The organism is Actinoallomurus sp. CA-142502 (assembly GCF_050936355.1).
GTDB classification, from domain to species: domain Bacteria; phylum Actinomycetota; class Actinomycetes; order Streptosporangiales; family Streptosporangiaceae; genus Actinoallomurus; species Actinoallomurus iriomotensis.
The window spans coordinates 9,210,121-9,226,226 of record NZ_JBNJMY010000001.1; the positions used below are offsets into that span (position 1 = coordinate 9,210,121).

The window sequence follows — 16,106 nt, forward strand, 5'->3', positions numbered from 1 at the left end:
GCCGGGTACGCGCGTACCCGGCGACGACCGCCCGAGAATGGAGATGCGTGGTGGCCGGCATGGCTGAACTCCGCACCAGCGACGGGCACACGGGCCGCCGGTCCGCCGGCCACGGACGACCGCCGACGGCGGCCCTCCCGGCCGGGCCCGCACGCGTCTGCCTGCTGATCGGCCAGCTCGGCCTCGGCGGCACCGAGAAACAGGTCGTCCTGCTCGCCCAGGGCCTGCGCGCCCGCGGCATCGACGCTCACGTGCTCCTGATGTTCGAGGGCGGTCCGCGGGAGAGCGCGCTGCGGGCGGCCGGTGTGCCCGTCGTCCATCTGGGTTTCGCCTCCAGTGCCGTGGGAGCGCGCATGCTGCCGGCGAACGCGGTCGCCTTCGCGCGGCTCGTCCGCCACCTGCGGCGGCTGCGGCCCGCCGTCGTGCACGCGTTCCTCTTCCACAGCTACGTGACCGCCGCCCCGGCCGCGCGCCTGGCCGGCGTCCGGGTGCTGGTCGCGGGCCGGCGCAGCCTCGGTGACTTCAAGCGCGGCCGCCATGTCATGCTCGCGGTCGAACGCCTCGCCACCGGCATGACCGACCTGCTCGTGGCGAACGCCGAGGCCGTCGCCGAGGACACACGGCGCCAGGAGAAGGTCTCTTCCGACAAGATCACCACCGTCTACAACGGCCTGCCGGACTCCGCGTTCGCCCCGGCCGCCCCCGCGGTCATCGACACCACCGCGCCGGTCGTCCTGTGCATCGCGAACCTCAAGCCCGACAAGGGCCACCGCTTCCTGATCGACGCCGTCGCGCGCCTCCGCGACCAGGGCCTGCCGACCACTCTCGCCCTCGTCGGCGGCGGGCCGCAGCGCCGCGCGCTGGAGGAGCAGGCGGCGCGCCTGCGTGTCGACGTGCGCTTCCTCGGCACCCGTACCGACATCGAGCCGCTGCTGGCCCGCGCTCAGGTCGTGACGCTGCCGTCCCTGCACGAGGGCATGAGCAACGCCGTCATGGAGGCCATGGCCGCCGGGCGCCCGGTGGTCGCCACCGACGTCGGCGGAACCGGCGAGCTGCTGCGCGACCGCGGCGTCCTGGTGCCGCCCTCCGACGCCGCGGCGCTCGCCGAGGGGCTCGGTCGCGTACTGCGCGACCCCGGACTGGGCGACCGCCTCGCCGCGCGGGCGCGCGCCTGGAGCCTGCGGCACCTTCACGTCGACGCGATGGTCGACCGCCACGTCCAGATCTACCGAGAGCTGCTGGAGCGCCGATGTGCGGAATAGCGGGAACCGTGTCGGCCGGCGCACCGGACGCCGGGCTGGTCCACCGGATGTGCGACGCGCTCGTGCACCGGGGCCCCGACGGCGCGGGCTTCCACACCGACGACCACGCCGCGCTCGGCATGCGCCGGCTCGCCATCATCGACGTGGCCGGCGGTGACCAGCCGGTCTACAACGAGGACGGCACCGTCGCCGCGGTCCTCAACGGCGAGCTGTACGACTACGGCCGGCTGCGCGACTCGCTGCGCCACCGCGGGCACCGCCTGACCAGCGAGGGCGACACCGAGTGCCTCGTCCACCTCTACGAGGAGTACGGCGACGGCCTGGTCGACCAGCTGCGCGGCATGTTCGCGTTCGCCATCTGGGACGCGCGCCGGCGGCGCCTCCTGCTCGCCCGCGACCGCGTCGGCAAGAAGCCGCTGTACTACCGCTCCGACGGCGCCTCGCTCGTCTTCGGCTCGGAGCTGAAGGCGCTGATGCAGGATCCGTCGATGCCGCGCGAGGTCGACCCGGTCGCGCTGCACCACTACCTCACCTACCAGTACGTCCCGGCTCCCTGGTCGATCCTTCAGGGGGTGCGCAAGCTCCCGCCCGGGCACGTGCTGGTCTGGCAGGACGGCCGGCACGAGGTCCGCCGCTACTGGCGGCTGGACTGCACGCCGCGCCACGTCGCCGACGAGCGCGAGGCGGCCGAGGAACTGCGCGAACGACTCCTGGACGCCACCCGCGTGCGGATGGTCAGCGAACGCCCCCTCGGCGCCTTCCTGTCCGGCGGCCTGGACTCCTCGGCGGTCGTGGCGGCGATGGCCCGCCAGACGACGGGCCGCGTGAAGACCTTCAGCATCGGCTTCGAGGAGCAGAAGTTCGACGAGCGGCACTACGCCCGCAGGCTGGCCGAGTGGTACGGCACCGACCACCACGAGCTGGTCGTGCGCCCGTCCGCGCTCGACGTGCTGCCGGCGCTGGCGTGGCACTTCGACGAGCCGTTCGCCGACTCGTCGGCGATCCCCAGCTTCTACGTCGCCCGGATGAGCCGCGAACGGGTGACCGTCGTGCTCAACGGCGACGGGGGCGATGAGACCTTCGGCGGCTACCGGCGGTACGTCGCGATGAACCGGACGCGGCGGATCCACCTGCCGGCGGCGCTGCGGCCCCGGCTCGGGCGGCTCGGCTCGCTGCTCACCTCGCGCAACGCGCCGCAGTCGCCCGCGTGGAAGGCCGGGCGCGTCCTCGAACTGCTCAGCCACCCGCCGTCCCGCCGCTACGCGCGGATGATGTCCTACTTCGACCCCGAGCAGAAGCTGGCGATCTATTCCGACGCCCTGCGCGAGCGGCTCGCCGGCGTGGACAGCTACGAGATCCTGGACGCGGCGTTCACCGCCTCGTGCGCCGGATCCCAGCTCGGCGCCATCATGGACGTCGACGTCAACACGTACCTGCCGGGCGACCTCCTCGTGAAGTCCGACATCACCACGATGGCCAACTCCATCGAGGCGCGCTCGCCCTTCCTCGACCACCACCTGATGGAGTGGGCCGCGGCGCTGCCGGCCGACCTGAAGATCCGGTCGGGCACGACCAAGTACCTGCTGAAGAAGGCGGTGGCGGAGTGGCTGCCGCCCGAGTTGGTCAACCGCCCGAAGATGGGCTTCGGGGTGCCGCTCGCGGCCTGGCTGCGGACCGAGTTGCGCGACCTGTCGCGGGACCTGCTCACCGACCACACGGCGCGATCGCGCGGCCTGTTCCGCCACGACGCCGTCGAACGGCTGCTCCGGCAGCATGAGGAGGGCACCGACCACAGCCCGCGCATCTGGGCGCTGATCCAGTTCGAGCTGTGGCACCGCGTCTTCATCGACGGCGCGCACACGCGGGCCGACACCGCCATCGCGGCGGGCGTCGACAGCTGGCGGGCCTGATGGCCGACCGGCCGCTGCGCATCGTGCTGTCCATCGGGTCCCTCCAGGTCGGCGGGACCGAGTCCCAGCTGGTCAAGCTGGCAGGGCGCCTGACCGCCCGCGGCCACGAGGTGCACGTGCTCGCGGTCCGCCGCGGCGGACCGTACGAGGACGATCTGCGGGCGCTGGGCGTGCCCACGCGGATCTTCTCCTACTCCGGGCTGAGGTCGCGCGCCCCCTCCGGCCGCCGGGACCCGCGGATCCTGCTCGCCGAGGTCCGCGAGCTCCTGGCCATATGGCGGCACCTGCGGGCGCTACGGCCCGACGTCTGCCACGGGTTCCTGTTCACCTGCTACACCCACGTCCTGCCGCTCGCCCTGCTGGCGGGCGTACCGGCGCGGGTCAACGGGCGCCGGGGCGCGGCCCCGCAGCAGCCGACCGGGCTCCTGCGCGCGGCGCTGGACTTCGCCGGCCACCGCTCCTCCAGCCTGTACGTGACCAACTCCCGCGCCCTGAGCGCCCGGCTCGTACGGGAGGAGAAGGTGCCCGCCGGTCGCATCGAGGTGATCGCCAACGGGGTCGAGCCGCCCACCCGCGTCGCCGATCCCGCCCGGAGCCCGGCGCGCGGGATCGTCGTCGCGAACCTCATCGCCTACAAGGGGCACGCCGACCTGATCGAGGCGCTCGCGCTGCTGGACGCGCCTCCGCCCGTCCGCCTCGTCGGCGAGGGACCTGAGCGCGAGCGGCTCACCGCGCTGATCGAGGCGCGCGGGCTCGGGCACGTCGTCCGGCTCGCCGGGGGCGCGCCCGACGCGCGTGCGCTGCTCGCCGACCACCAGTTCGCCGTGCTCCCCTCCCACTCCGAGGGGCTGCCGAACGCGGTCCTGGAGGCGATGGCCGCGGGCCTGCCGGTGGTCGCCACACGCGTCGGCGGCGTGCCCGAGGTGCTGGCCGACGGCGTGGCGGGCCTCGTCGTACCGCCGCACGACCCGGCCGCACTGGCCTCGGCGATCGAGCGGCTCGCCGGTGATCCGGAGCTGCGGCGGGCGATGGGCGCCGCCGGGCGGCGCGCCGCCGAACGCCTCAGCGTCGACGAGTGCGCCGCCCGGCACGAGGCGGTGTACCGGCGGCTGCTGCGGTGAGGACCGCGGTCCGCCAGGTCGCGCACACGGTCGGTATCCGCGCCCTCTTGGTGGTCCTGGGCGCGGTCAGCGGCATCGTCATCGCCCGCGCGCTGCAGCCGGAGGGGCGCGGCGCGTACTACGTCATCACCACGATCGGCACCATCACGATCTCCGTCGGCCACCTGTCCATCGAACAGGCGCAGGTGTGGCTGTGGTCCCGCGGCGCCGACCGGCGGGCCCTGACCGCGAACGGGCTGGTGCTCGGGCTGGCCGTCGGCGCGCTCGCGGCGGTCGCCGCCGGGGTGCTCGTCGGCGTGCTGGGCCAGGACGTCATCCCGATCGCCGGCTACGGGCAGCTCGCCACCGCGCTCGCCGCGATCCCGTGCGCGATGGCCGTGGTCTATCTCAACAACATCCTCGTCCTGCGCTCGCGGGTGCAGGTCGTCAACACGGCCGCGCTGCTCGGCGGAGTGCTGCAGTGCGGGCCGCTGCTGCTCCTCGCGGCCGTCGCCCGGCTGTCTCCCGCGCAGGTCGTCCTGTTGTGGGCGGTGTCGGTGACAGTCCCGCTCGCGGTGCTCGTACCGGCGGCGCGCCCGCGGCTCCACCACTGGGACCGGTCGCTCGCGCGGCGGGCGGTCGACCGCGGCCTGCGGTACCACCTCGGCCTGACCTCGCTGTTCCTGCTGTTCCGCGCCGACATCCTGATCCTCGACGGGATGACGACGACCGCGGCGGTGGGCCTGTACTCCCTCGCGGTCAGCCTCGCGGAGCTGACCCGGCTGGTCACGGACGCCATCGCGCAGATCGCGCTGCCCCGCCAGCTCGGCACCGACGACGAGGGGGCGGCCGCCGCGACCCTGGCCGTCACGCGCCTCAGCACGATCGTCGCGGTCGCCTCGGTCGCCTCGATGTGCCTGGCCGCGCCGCCGCTGATCCCTCTCGTGTACGGCACGGCGTTCGCGGGCAGCGTGCCGTCGCTGATCGCGCTCGCGCCGGGGCTGCTGGCGCTCGGCGCGACCCGGCCGATCGGGGCGTACCTGCTGCGGCTGGACCGCCCGATGCTCGCCTCATCCATGTCGGTGGCGGCGCTCCTGGTCAACGTGGCGCTGAACCTCGCGCTCGTGCCGTTCTTCGGCATCGTCGGCAGCGCGGTCGCCTCCAGCATCGCCTACGCGACGCTGGCCGCCCTGCAGGTCGCGTGGTTCGTACGCGCCAGCGGCGCGTCACCCCGCGACCTGCTGCCCGGCCCCGCGGAGGTGGCGTACGCGCGGGGCCGGCTGGCGGGGCTGTCAGCCGCGCGCCGGAGTGCCTGACGCGCGTTCGAAGAGGTACTCGTTGCAGCCGATGCCGCCGGCGCAGGTCTTGAGGTGGCGCAGCTCGAAGCCGCGCTCGCGCATGAAGGCGAACACCTCCTCCGGCTTGGCCACCTCGAACGGGTAGCCGCCGACCCAGTCGACCAGGTCGTGTCTCACCGACATGCCGCGCGCCCGCGGCGGGCGTACGAGCGTGGTCTCGCCGCGGACCATCCGGAGGGCGGTCGCCAGCGGCTTGCGGCGGTACAGGTAGGCGGCGCTGCCGAGGACGAGCATCCGCCGCGCCAGCGCGCCGGACCTGTTGTACCGGCGCTTGACCCGCCGCCACATGCGGCTCTCCATGCCCTGGTCGTTGTAGATGGAGATGAACAGCAGGCCGTCCGGCGCGACGAGGCCGGCGGCGTTGTCCATCGCCCGCCACAGCTCACCGGTGTGGTGCAGCACCCCCCACGAGTAGACGATGTCGTACCGGCCGAGCCCGGCGACGCCCTCCTCGTCCAGGATCGACCCCGTCGAGACCGTCCAGTCCGCGTCCGGCGCGAACCGGTCGCGCAGGGCGAGCGTCGCGGCGACCGAGTCGGGGTCATAGTCGAAGGAGCGGACGCGAGCGCCCATGCGGTGCGCGGCGAGTGAGAACAGGCCGCTGCCGCACCCCACGTCGAGGAAGGTCCGGCCGGTCAGATCGGTGGTGCCGAGCGGTCCGGCGAGTGAGCCGGCGGCGGCCTTGATCCTCCCCTCGTCGACGAGCTCGATGAAGGCACGCCAGTTGTTGCCGAAGGCGAACCGATCACCGTCGAGGACCTCTTGCCTGCCGTCGATCATTTCTGTGCTCCCGGTGCCGAGGTGATGGAGTGCTCCCGCGACGCGGGAGCGGCGAGCAGGCCGCCCACGGCCAGCCAGAACGGCGTGCTGACCACGAGGTTCGCCAGCGGGTTGGCGAAGAGCATGCCGACCGCGTAGGCGGCGACCATCGCGCGTTGTATCGCCGCCTCGCCGGACGCCGGACTTCTCATCGCAAGCCAGATCAATACGAGAAAGACGATGAGCGCCGGAATTCCGGTCTCGGCGGCCAATCGCAGGTAGTCGTTGTGGGTGGCGATGTAAATGCCGATCTGGGAGGAGTTCGCGGCATGGAAGGGAAAAACGCCGTAGCCGATTCCGCGGAGCGGATGCTCGGCGGCGACCTTCGCGGCGTACCACGCGACGTGTTCGCGGACGGAGGAGTTCTGGCTCAGCTCCGTGGCCGTCCGGTGGCCGACCGCCACGTGCTCGGCGGAGTCGATCGCGGCGGGGAAGACCGTGCCGAGGACGACGGCGACGGCCACGATCGCCACCTGGATCCCGCGCCGCCGGCCCTGGAGCAGCACGACGGCCAGCCCGGCCCCGGCCGAGACGAACGCGCCTCGCGACTGGGTCGCGGCCATCGCGGCCACGCAGACCCCGGCGGGCACCAGCCACGCGGGCCGCCGGTGGCGGAGCGCCAGCCCGGCCGCGGCGACGAACGGCAGCGCGAGGAGCGCGCCGAGGAAGTTGGGGTTCTGGGCGAACCCCACGAGCCGTCCGCCCTCCCGGTGTCCGGCCGCCAGGGCCCATCCGGCCGCGGCCGACCCGGCCGCCGCGGCGACCCGCGCCATCAGGCCCGGCGGTGGCGGGGACGCGGCGACCGCCGCCGCCAGTCCCAGCCCGGCGAGCAGGCAGATCAGGTCCGAGAACCGGTCGGGCGAGCCGCCCGGCCCGCCGGCGGGCAGCACGTACGCGAGGAGCACCAGGAGCCCGAGCACCGCGATCCACAGGTGCGCCGGACGGGGCGTCCGGGTGCCGGCCACGAGCTGGACCGCCACGACCAGCGTCACCACGGCGATGGCGCCGAGCGTGACGGTGGGCGCGTCGAACAGCCCGGCGAGCAGGCTCACCGGGATCAGCAGCAGGACGCCCGCCGGGCCGGCCACCGTGAGCACGCCGAGGACCAGCATCGCCACCGCACCGAGCACCGGCCATGAGCGGTTGACCGCGAGGAAGGCGACGACCGGGGCGGACAGCGGCAGCAGGGACGACGGCCGGGCCGCCGCGCGGCGGAGCGAGGCCGCGAGCGCGTCCGTGGTCGTGCCGCCGCGTCGCATCGCCCCCCGCCCGCCGTCGCGGACTCCGCCGATCCGGCACCGCGCTGATGTCGTGGCCGGGTTTCTGATGACCGACTTTTTTGATCACCAGGATCCGGCCCGAAGTGACTAAGTGATCACGAAGGGTAGTGCTACCTGCACTGACCACTCGGAATTTCGAGAGGGCGTGTCATGGCGGACAGTACTGGAACGCGCTATTTGGTGACGGGCGGCGCCGGTTTCATCGGTTCTTATCTCGCTAATGCACTATTAACCCGTGGTGACACCGTTGTCGTCCTGGACAATTTGCAGACGGGGCGGCTGGCCAATCTCGAAGAGGCGAGCGCGTCTCCGCGCTTCCATTTCGTGCACGGCTCGGTGCTCGACGAACTCGTGGTGGACGAGCTGGTGCACCAGTGCGACGTGGTCGTGCACATGGCGGCGGCGGTGGGCGTCCGGCTGGTGGTCGAACAGCCGCTGAAGTCGCTCACCACCAACATCCGCGGTTCGCAGGTGGTGGTCGAGGCGGCCCACCGGTACCGCCGCAAGATCCTCATGACCAGCACGTCGGAGATCTACGGGAAGAACTCCCTCGGGCCGCTGCGGGAGACCGCGGACCGCATCTTGGGCGACCCGTCGATCGTCCGCTGGGGCTACAGCACCGCCAAGGCCGTCGATGAGATCCTCGCCAACTGCTACCACCGCGAGCGCGGCCTGCCCACGATCGTCGTCCGGCTGTTCAACACGGTCGGCGCGCGGCAGAGCCCGGCGTACGGGATGGTCATCCCACGGCTCGTGCAGCAGGCCCTGCGGGACGAGCCGCTGACCGTCTACGGGGACGGGCGGCAGACCCGCTGCTTCGCGCACGTCCTCGACGTCGTCGACGCGCTGCTGCGGCTGCTCGACGACGACGCGGCGGTCGGCCAGACGTTCAACATCGGATCCTCCGAGGAGATCAGCATCGGCCGTCTCGCCGAAGCGATCATCGCCCGGTGCGAGAGCCGGTCGCGGATCGAACTGATCCCCTACGAGGAGGCGTACGGGGCCGGCTTCGAGGACATGCAGCGGCGGGTCCCCGACACGACGAAGCTGCGCGCCCTCACCGGCTGGCAGCCCCGCTACACGCTCGCCGACGTGCTGAACGACGCCATCACCGAGGCGCGCCGCGAGGCGGCCCCACGAGCGGACCTGGTGTCACCATGAACGAGCGAAGCGAGCGAATCGACAAGCACGGCGCCCTGGTCCCTCCCCCGACGAAGGAGGGCTCATGATCGATGGGGAGCGCATCCGGGTGATGCGGATCATCGCGAGGATGAACGTCGGCGGGCCGGCGCTGCAGGCGAGCGTCCTGATGCGCGGCCTGGACCGGGAGCTGTTCGACCAGCGCCTCTACACCGGGACCGTCGAGCCGGGCGAGGCGGACTATCTGGAGCTGCGCGCGCGTGACGTCACGCCGCACCGGATCGCCACGCTCGGCCGGTCGATCCGTCCGGCCGACGACGCGCGGGCGGTCGCCTCGCTCGTCGCCGAGATGCGGCGGTTCCGCCCGCACATCGTGCACACGCACACGGCCAAGGCGGGGCTGCTCGGGCGTACGGCGGCCGTCCTCGCCCGGGTGCCGGCGCGCGTGCACACCTACCACGGCCACCTTCTCTACGGCTACTTCTCGCCCGCGAAGACGCAGCTGGTGGTGCAGAGCGAGCGGATGTCCGCCCGGCTCTGCGACCGTCTCGTCGCCGTCGGCACGCGGGTGCGCGACGAGCTCATCGGGGCGGGCATCGGCCGGGCGGAGCAGTACGCCGTCGTGCCGCCCGGCACCGAACTCCGCCCGCCGCCCGCTCGCGCCGCCGCGCGGCTGGCTCTCGGGTTGCCCGGCGACGGGCCGGTCGTCGCGTTCGTGGGCCGCCTCACCGGCGTCAAACGACCGGACCGGCTGGTCGAGGTCGCGCGGGAGCTGCGCCGGCTCGTCCCCGGCGTACGGTTCGTGATCTGCGGGAGCGGCGACGCCGCCGGCGAGATCGCCGCGGCGGCGCCGGAGTTCGACGGCGCGATGCGGATGGTGGGCTGGCGGCGTGACGTCGAGACCGTGTACGGCGCGGCCGACCTGGTCCTGCTCACCTCCGACAACGAGGGGATGCCGGTCTCGCTGATCGAGGCGGCCCTGTCCGGCCTGCCGGTCGTGGCGACCCGCGTCGGCAGCGTCGCGGAAGTCGTGCACGACGGTGTCACGGGTCTGCTCGCGCCGTGCGACGCGGGCACGCTGGCCCGCCGGGCGGCGGGTCTGCTCCTGGACGATCCCCGGCGCCGCGAGATGGGCCGCCGGGCGCGGGCGTGGGCCACCCAGCGGTTCGGCGCCGAGCGACTCGTCGCCGACATCACCGGAATCTACGGGTCCATCGCCGAGGAACGGGGCTGGTGGCCCGTACGACAGAAGGAGGAGGCCCGATGAACGTCCTTGTCACCGGGGGCGCCGGCTTCATCGGCGCCAACCTGTGCCGCGAGCTCGTGGAGCGGCCCGAGGTCGACCGGGTGGTCGCGCTCGACGACCTGAGCACCGGCCGCGCCGACAACCTCGACGGCACCGGCGCCGAACTGGTCGAGGGCAGCATCCTCGACGCCGCCGTGCTCGCCCGGCTCGTGGCCGACGCCGACGCCGTCGTGCACCTGGCCGCCCGCCCGTCGGTCCCCCGGTCGCTCGCCGACCCGGTGGCCAGCCACGACGTGAACGCCACCGGCACGGTCCGGGTCCTTGAGGCGTGCCGGCGCGAGACGGTCCACGTGGTGGCGGCCTCGTCCTCCTCGGTGTACGGCTCGGTCACGTCGCTGCCCAAGCACGAAGGGCTGCCGACGCGGCCGCTCAGCCCGTACGGGGCCAGCAAGCTCGCGGCCGAGGCGTACGTCCTGGCGTACGGGGCGAGCTTCGGGCTGCCGTCGCTGGCCTTCCGGTTCTTCAACGTGTACGGCCCGCTGCAGCCGGCCGGGCACGCGTACGCCGCCGTGGTGCCGGCCTTCGTCGACGCGGCGATGCGCGGCGAGCCGCTCCTCGTCCACGGGGACGGCCACCAGACGCGCGACTTCACGTTCGTCGGGACGGTCACGCAGGTGCTCGCGGACGCCGTCCTGCGGCGGGTCACCAGCGACGAACCGGTGAACCTGGCGTTCGGCACCCGGGTATCGGTGCTGGACCTGACCCGCCGGCTGTCCGGGGTGCTCGGCACGCCGGTCGAGGTGCGGCACGGCCCGCCGCGCGCGGGCGACGTCCGCGACTCTCAGGCCGCGGACGAGCGGCTCCGGCGGCTCTTCCCCGGCGCCACGGCCGTGCCCCTGGAGGAGGGACTCCGGCGGACGGTGGCCTGGTTCCGCGGGCGTCCGGTGTACGCGGCCGCGCGCTGACCTGCGCGCTCACTCTGGAACTGGGGGACATCATGGATCGGTCACAAGGCGATCGGCTCGTCGAATGGGACCTGGTCGTCGTCGGCCTGGGCTACGTGGGGATGCCGCTGGCCCGCGAGGCGGTGCGGGGCGGGATGCGGGTCGCCGGGCTCGACGTCGACCCGGCCCGGATCGCCCGGCTCAACTCCGGGATCTCGCACGTGGACGACATCTCCGACGGCGAGGTCACGACACTGCTCGGCGAGGGCTTCCTGGCCACGTCGGACGACAGTGTGCTGGCCGCCGCCGACACGGTGGTGATCTGCGTGCCCACGCCGCTGGACGAGGATCGCAGGCCGGACCTGGGCGCGGTGATCGGGGCCGGCCGCATGGTCGCGGACCGGCTCGGCCCGGGGACGCTGGTCGTGCTGGAGTCGACCACGTGGCCGGGCACGACCGAAGAGGTCCTGCGCCCGCTGCTGGAGAAGAGCGGCCTGTCCGCGGGGATCGACTTCCACCTGGCCTACTCCCCCGAGCGGATCGATCCCGGCAACCCGGTCTACGACCTGCGCAACACCCCGAAGATCGTCGGCGGCGTGACGGGCTCGTGCCTCGACCGCGCCATGGCGTTCTACGGCAAGCTCGTCGAGCAGGTCGTGCCGGTGCGCGGCACTCGCGAGGCGGAGATGGCCAAGCTGCTGGAGAACACCTACCGCCAGGTCAACATCGCGCTCGTCAACGAGATCGCCGTCCTGTGCGACGAGCTGTCGATCGACGTCTGGGACACGATCACGGCGGCGGCCACCAAGCCGTTCGGCTACCAGCCGTTCCGGCCCGGCCCCGGCGTGGGCGGGCACTGCATCCCGATCGACCCGAGCTACCTGTCCCACCGGGTGCGGCGCCTCGGGCACCGGTTCCAGTTCGCCGAGCTGGCCCAGCAGGTCAACGACCGGATGCCGGCGTACGTCGCCGAGCGGGCCACGCGCCTGCTGCACCGGCACGGCCGCTGCGCCAACGGCGCCGAGGTCGTGCTGCTCGGCGTGACCTACAAGGCCGACATCGCCGACGGCCGCGAGTCGCCGGCCGAGCCCCTCGCCCGGCGGCTGCACGCCGCGCGGGCCAGGGTGAGCTACCACGACCCGCTCATGGACGACTGGCCGGCCGGCGGGGTGCCGGTGCGGCGGGTGCCCGACCTGCAAGAGGCGCTCGACGCCGCCGACCTGGCGATCCTGCTCCAGCCGCACCGGTCCTTCGACCTGTCGCTGGTCGCGACGCGTGCGCCGCTGGTGCTGGACACGCGCGGCGTGCTGCCGCCGTCGGACACCGTCGAGCGCCTCTGAGGGCCGTCACATCGTCGAGGCGGCGTGCCTGCGCTCGTCGGGCATCATGATCCACAGCGCGATGTAGACGAGGAACTGCGGGCCGGGCAGCACGCAGGAGATGATCGCCAGCAGCCGTACGGTCCAGGCGCCGAGTCCGAACCGGCGGGCGAGCCCGGCGCACACGCCACCGATGACGCGACCCTGGCGCGGGCGGTGGAGACCGTTCATGTCGTATTCCTCCTTGGGATGACCTGCTTCTACGTTAGGGACGGGGACCGCTTCGGCGCGTCGCTCTCGGGGACCCTTTCCAGGTCCCCCGGGAGGGGGACGGCTCATGCGGAGGTCGTACGGCGCGCGCTCCTCTCCTACTCACGAAGACCGATGCCGTCGACGGGGCGGGTCCGCAGGACCCGCCGGGACGGCAGGAGGGTCGCCACGACGCCGATCAGCACGACACCGCCGAGCACCGCGACCCAGCCGCCGGGCGGGATGTACGGCGTCGCGGAGCCGGTGATGCCCCGGACCATGGGGATGAGGGTGCCCGCGGCGATCGCGGCGCCGAGCACCAGCGCCAGCCCCAGCAGCAGGACCTGCTCCAGCCGGACCATGCGCAGCACCTGCGTGCGCGTCGTGCCCGACAGGCGCAGCACCGCGAACTCCCGGCGGCGGCCCAGCGCGTACATCGCCAGGGTGTTCACCGCCGCGATCACCACGTAGATCAGCAGGACGGCGGTGACCACCTTGTTCGTCCAGGCGTTCTCCTCCAGGTTCCGGTCGAGGCCGACCTGGAAGGCGTCGCGGCTGACGACCGAGGAGCCCGGCGCCACGGCGTCGAGCTCGGCGCGGAGCGCCGCGGTCGCGTGCGGGTCCGCGGTGGCGACGAACACCGCGTCGTCCAGCCCGGAGCCGGTGTGCGGGGCGAGCGTGTCGTGCGGGAGGGTCAGCGCGGCGAACCCCAGGCCGCGCGTGTAGATCGCGACGACGCGGAGGGTCACCGGCGTGCCGTCGCCGAACCAGCCGCGGAAGCGGCCGCCGACGCGAAGGTGCATCGACTGGGCGGTGAGGGCGTCCACGGCGACCGCGTCGCCCCGCAGGCCGGCCAGGTCGCCGCGGGTCACGTCCAGGTCCAGTGTCCGGGCGAGGCCTTCGGTGTCGACGCCCTGCGCCGGGAGGTCGGTGATGCCGCCGCCCTGACGGGTGAAGAGCGTGCCGTGCACGACACCGGTGGCGGCGGTCACGCCGCCGATGCGCCGGATCGCCGCGGCCTCCTCGGGCCGCAGGCCGGGCGCGGCGGGCGTGACGACCTGGTCGGCCACCAGCCCGGCCCGGCTCTGGCGGCTCGCGACGTGCAGTTCGGAGGTCTGCATGAACCACAGCGAGCCGCCGAGCCCGACCGCGAGGACGAGACAGCTCAGCACGGACGAGAGCCGCCGCGCCGAGGTGGCGGTGGTGGCTCTGGCGAGGCTGCCGGTGGCGCCGGCCAGGTGCAGCAGGCGGCCGAACGTCGCGGCGGCGGCGCGGATCAGCAGCGGGCTCAGCAGCGCGACCGCCACCACCAGGGTGAACACCGTGCCGATCGAGGTACCGGCCGCGCTGTCGCCCGACACGGAGCCGGACACCACGCACAACGTGATCCCGCCGGCCAGCGCGACCAGGCCGAGCGCGGACCGGACCAGGCCGACGCCGCCGCGTTCGACGGCGGTCTCGGCGAGCGCCGCGGTGGGCTGGATCCGGCTGGCGCGAAGGCTGGCCATCCATGCCGCGACGACCGCGATGACCAGTGCGGATCCGGCGGCGACGAGCGGCGGCAGCCACGAGAGGTGCGTGCGGAAGGTCTCGGGGACCATGCCGCGCGCGACGAACTGGTCGCGCAGCCGGTCGGCGAACAGCAGGCCGGGCCCCACGCCCAGCGCGCCGGCGAGCAGCCCGAGGGCCATGGCCTCCCGCACCACCATCCGCCGTACCTGGCGCGGGGTCGCCGCGAGCGCGCGGAGCAGGGCGATGTCGCGGTGGCGTTGCCGGACCGACAGGCCGACCGTACCGGCGATGACGAGGACGGCGATGAGCAGCGCGCAGCCCCCGAACACCCCCGAGACGGAGATGGCGAACTCACGCCCGTTGCCGACGGCGGGCGACTCGACGGTGCCGCGGCCGACCCCGGAGTACACGTGCGGGTAGGCGCCGGTCAGGCGGGCCGGTGCCGGCGGAAGCGTACGGCGTACGGCGCCGGCCAGGGTCTTCGGCCCGACGCCCGGATCCGGCAGCACGCCGATGACCTGCGTGACGCCGCCCGCGAGCGCGCGGGCCCCGGCGTCGTCGAGGAAGACCGTGGGCGTCTCCGGCGCCGTGCCGGCCGGCGCGGCGACGCCCGCCACGGTGTAGGTGCGCGCGGCGGAGGCGAACCCGAGCCGTACCCGTGCACGCGGCCGCGCGCCGATGCGGGCGGCGAGGTTCTGGTCGAGCACGACCTGGCCGGCCGCCGGGGCGGCCCCGGCGCGGAGCGTGAACGGCGCGAGCCGCGCCGCCGACCAGGGGTGCGCCTCCACGGGCGCGGTACGCCCGCCCGCGTCGAGCCGAGCCGGCAGCGCGACGTCGGCGACCGCCTCGCGCACGCCCGGAGCCGCGGCGATCCGCGCGGGCAGCGACGGGTCCAGCCGCCCGCGCACGGCCAGCGGGTAGTGCTCCGTGTCGGGCTCCTGCCGCGGGCCGAAGGTCACCTGGATGTCGGTGGCCGCGACGAGAACGGGCGCGGCGGCGTAGCGCGCCACCGTGCCGTTGTAGCGCACCCCGGACTCGAGCATGGCGCCGCACATCGTCACGATCACGACGGCGAACCACAGGGCCAGGAAGGTCGCGAGCATGCTCGCGGGACGCTGCGTCAGCATCCGCCAGGCGATCCTCACCATGCCGGCGCCTCGCCTCCGGCGCGCGCGGCCCCGAGGTGCGCGAGGCGCTCGGCGATCGCGTCCACGCCCGGAGCCGCCAGGTCGTCGACGATCCTCCCGTCCGCCAGGAACACGACACGGTCGGCGTACGACGCCGCCACGGGGTCGTGGGTGACCATGACGACGGTCTGCCGGTCGGCGTCGACCGCCTGGCGCAGCAGGGCCAGCACGCGCGCCGCCGTGGTCGTGTCGAGCGCGCCCGTCGGCTCGTCGCAGAAGATCACCTGCGGCCGTACGGACAGGGCGCGGGCGATCGCGACCCGCTGCTGCTCACCGCCCGACAGCTGGGCCGGCCGGTGGCGCAGCCGGTCCCGCAGGCCCACCCGCTCCACGACCTCGGCCAGCCATCGCCGGTCCGGCCGTACGTGCGCCAGCCGCGACGGCAGCAGGATGTTCTCCCGCACGGTGAGCGCGGGAACGAGGTTGAAAGCCTGGAAGACGAAGCCGACGCGGGTGCGGCGCTGCCGGGTCAGCGCGGTCTCCGACAGCCCGGCCAGGTCGGTGCCCCCGAGCATCACCGTGCCGGCGCTGGGCCGGTCCAGGCCCGCCGCGCAGTGCAGCAGGGTGCTCTTGCCGGACCCGGACGGACCCATGACCGCGGTGAACGTGCCGGCGAAGAAGTCGAGGTCGACGGCGTCGAGCGCCTGGACGGACGAGGCGTGACGCCCGTGGGTCTTGCGCACGCCACGCAACGCGACGGCGGGCACGGGCTCGGTCCGGGGCTGGGGTGGCGGCGTATTCACTGGTTCTCCGTTCGAGGAAGCCAGAGAAGACGCTAGG

13 protein-coding genes are annotated in these 16,106 nt (G+C 73.8%); 8 read left to right on the forward strand and 5 right to left on the reverse strand.

Features of this window, described 5'->3' with window-relative positions; genetic code table 11:
- Positions 1–59: 59 nt before the first annotated feature.
- The 4 genes from ACQEV1_RS42875 to ACQEV1_RS42890 are packed head-to-tail and all read left to right on the forward strand — an operon-like array spanning position 60 to position 5,588.
- Positions 60–1,262, forward strand: coding sequence for a glycosyltransferase (locus tag ACQEV1_RS42875; protein ID WP_433402508.1), 1,203 nt, complete (start codon positions 60–62; stop codon positions 1,260–1,262).
- Positions 1,250–3,172: an asparagine synthase (glutamine-hydrolyzing) gene (gene asnB, locus ACQEV1_RS42880; RefSeq protein ID WP_285633951.1), complete on the forward strand. Its 1,923-nt coding sequence runs from the start codon at positions 1,250–1,252 to the stop codon at positions 3,170–3,172. The genes ACQEV1_RS42875 and asnB overlap by 13 nt, the downstream gene beginning before the upstream one ends.
- Positions 3,172–4,293: a glycosyltransferase gene (locus ACQEV1_RS42885; protein WP_433402510.1), complete on the forward strand. Its 1,122-nt coding sequence runs from the start codon at positions 3,172–3,174 to the stop codon at positions 4,291–4,293. Before asnB ends, ACQEV1_RS42885 begins: the two co-directional genes overlap by 1 nt.
- Positions 4,290–5,588 carry a polysaccharide biosynthesis C-terminal domain-containing protein gene (locus tag ACQEV1_RS42890; protein WP_433402513.1) on the forward strand — a complete coding sequence of 433 codons (1,299 nt, stop codon included), beginning with the start codon at positions 4,290–4,292 and terminating at the stop codon, positions 5,586–5,588. Before ACQEV1_RS42885 ends, ACQEV1_RS42890 begins: the two co-directional genes overlap by 4 nt.
- On the opposite strand, the gene ACQEV1_RS42895 is transcribed toward ACQEV1_RS42890, so the two are convergent.
- A complete protein-coding gene (locus ACQEV1_RS42895) occupies positions 5,565–6,410 on the reverse strand; it encodes a class I SAM-dependent methyltransferase (protein WP_433402516.1) in 846 nt (281 codons plus the stop codon). The two genes, ACQEV1_RS42890 and ACQEV1_RS42895, sit on opposite strands and share 24 nt — an antisense overlap.
- Positions 6,407–7,708 carry an O-antigen ligase family protein gene (locus tag ACQEV1_RS42900; RefSeq protein ID WP_433402519.1) on the reverse strand — a complete coding sequence of 434 codons (1,302 nt, stop codon included), beginning with the start codon at positions 7,706–7,708 and terminating at the stop codon, positions 6,407–6,409. Before ACQEV1_RS42900 ends, ACQEV1_RS42895 begins: the two co-directional genes overlap by 4 nt.
- 171 nt (positions 7,709–7,879) lie before the next feature.
- Between ACQEV1_RS42900 and ACQEV1_RS42905 the strand changes: the two genes are divergently transcribed.
- The 4 genes from ACQEV1_RS42905 (at position 7,880) to ACQEV1_RS42920 (ending at position 12,399) form a co-directional block, all read left to right on the forward strand.
- A complete protein-coding gene (locus ACQEV1_RS42905; RefSeq protein WP_285573117.1) occupies positions 7,880–8,890 on the forward strand; it encodes an NAD-dependent epimerase/dehydratase family protein in 1,011 nt (336 codons plus the stop codon).
- A gap of 64 nt (positions 8,891–8,954) precedes the next feature.
- On the forward strand, positions 8,955–10,136 hold the full coding sequence (locus ACQEV1_RS42910) for a glycosyltransferase (RefSeq protein ID WP_433402522.1): 1,182 nt from the start codon (positions 8,955–8,957) through the stop codon (positions 10,134–10,136).
- Positions 10,133–11,080, forward strand: a complete 948-nt coding sequence (locus ACQEV1_RS42915; protein ID WP_433402525.1) for an NAD-dependent epimerase/dehydratase family protein — start codon at positions 10,133–10,135, stop codon at positions 11,078–11,080. The genes ACQEV1_RS42910 and ACQEV1_RS42915 overlap by 4 nt, the downstream gene beginning before the upstream one ends.
- 32 nt (positions 11,081–11,112) lie before the next feature.
- Positions 11,113–12,399, forward strand: a complete 1,287-nt coding sequence (locus ACQEV1_RS42920) for a nucleotide sugar dehydrogenase (protein WP_433402527.1) — start codon at positions 11,113–11,115, stop codon at positions 12,397–12,399.
- Between the two features lie 6 nt (positions 12,400–12,405).
- On the opposite strand, the gene ACQEV1_RS42925 is transcribed toward ACQEV1_RS42920, so the two are convergent.
- From ACQEV1_RS42925 to ACQEV1_RS42935, 3 genes are all read right to left on the reverse strand, one after another.
- Positions 12,406–12,609: a PspC domain-containing protein gene (locus ACQEV1_RS42925; RefSeq protein WP_285573104.1), complete on the reverse strand. Its 204-nt coding sequence runs from the start codon at positions 12,607–12,609 to the stop codon at positions 12,406–12,408.
- A 137-nt stretch (positions 12,610–12,746) separates the two neighbouring features.
- Entirely contained in the window at positions 12,747–15,287 is a 2,541-nt protein-coding gene (locus ACQEV1_RS42930; RefSeq protein WP_433402530.1) for an FtsX-like permease family protein, read from the reverse strand.
- Positions 15,281–16,069 carry an ABC transporter ATP-binding protein gene (locus ACQEV1_RS42935; protein ID WP_433402533.1) on the reverse strand — a complete coding sequence of 263 codons (789 nt, stop codon included), beginning with the start codon at positions 16,067–16,069 and terminating at the stop codon, positions 15,281–15,283. The genes ACQEV1_RS42930 and ACQEV1_RS42935 overlap by 7 nt, the downstream gene beginning before the upstream one ends.
- Between the last annotated feature and the right edge of the window lie 37 nt (positions 16,070–16,106).

Excerpts from the sequence above, each read along its gene's own strand:
- ACQEV1_RS42905 (WP_285573117.1), top strand. The coding sequence starts at position 7,880 with ATGGCGGACAGTACTGGAACGCGCTATTTGGTGACGGGCGGCGCCGGT.
- ACQEV1_RS42910 (WP_433402522.1), top strand. The coding sequence starts at position 8,955 with ATGATCGATGGGGAGCGCATCCGGGTGATGCGGATCATCGCGAGGATG.
- ACQEV1_RS42920 (WP_433402527.1), top strand. The coding sequence starts at position 11,113 with ATGGATCGGTCACAAGGCGATCGGCTCGTCGAATGGGACCTGGTCGTC.
- ACQEV1_RS42875 (WP_433402508.1), top strand. The coding sequence starts at position 60 with ATGGCTGAACTCCGCACCAGCGACGGGCACACGGGCCGCCGGTCCGCC.
- ACQEV1_RS42925 (WP_285573104.1), bottom strand. The coding sequence starts at position 12,609 with ATGAACGGTCTCCACCGCCCGCGCCAGGGTCGCGTCATCGGTGGCGTG.
- ACQEV1_RS42930 (WP_433402530.1), bottom strand. The coding sequence starts at position 15,287 with ATGGTGAGGATCGCCTGGCGGATGCTGACGCAGCGTCCCGCGAGCATG.
- ACQEV1_RS42895 (WP_433402516.1), bottom strand. The coding sequence starts at position 6,410 with ATGATCGACGGCAGGCAAGAGGTCCTCGACGGTGATCGGTTCGCCTTC.
- ACQEV1_RS42900 (WP_433402519.1), bottom strand. The coding sequence starts at position 7,708 with ATGCGACGCGGCGGCACGACCACGGACGCGCTCGCGGCCTCGCTCCGC.
- ACQEV1_RS42915 (WP_433402525.1), top strand. The coding sequence starts at position 10,133 with ATGAACGTCCTTGTCACCGGGGGCGCCGGCTTCATCGGCGCCAACCTG.
- ACQEV1_RS42885 (WP_433402510.1), top strand. The coding sequence starts at position 3,172 with ATGGCCGACCGGCCGCTGCGCATCGTGCTGTCCATCGGGTCCCTCCAG.
- asnB (WP_285633951.1), top strand. The coding sequence starts at position 1,250 with ATGTGCGGAATAGCGGGAACCGTGTCGGCCGGCGCACCGGACGCCGGG.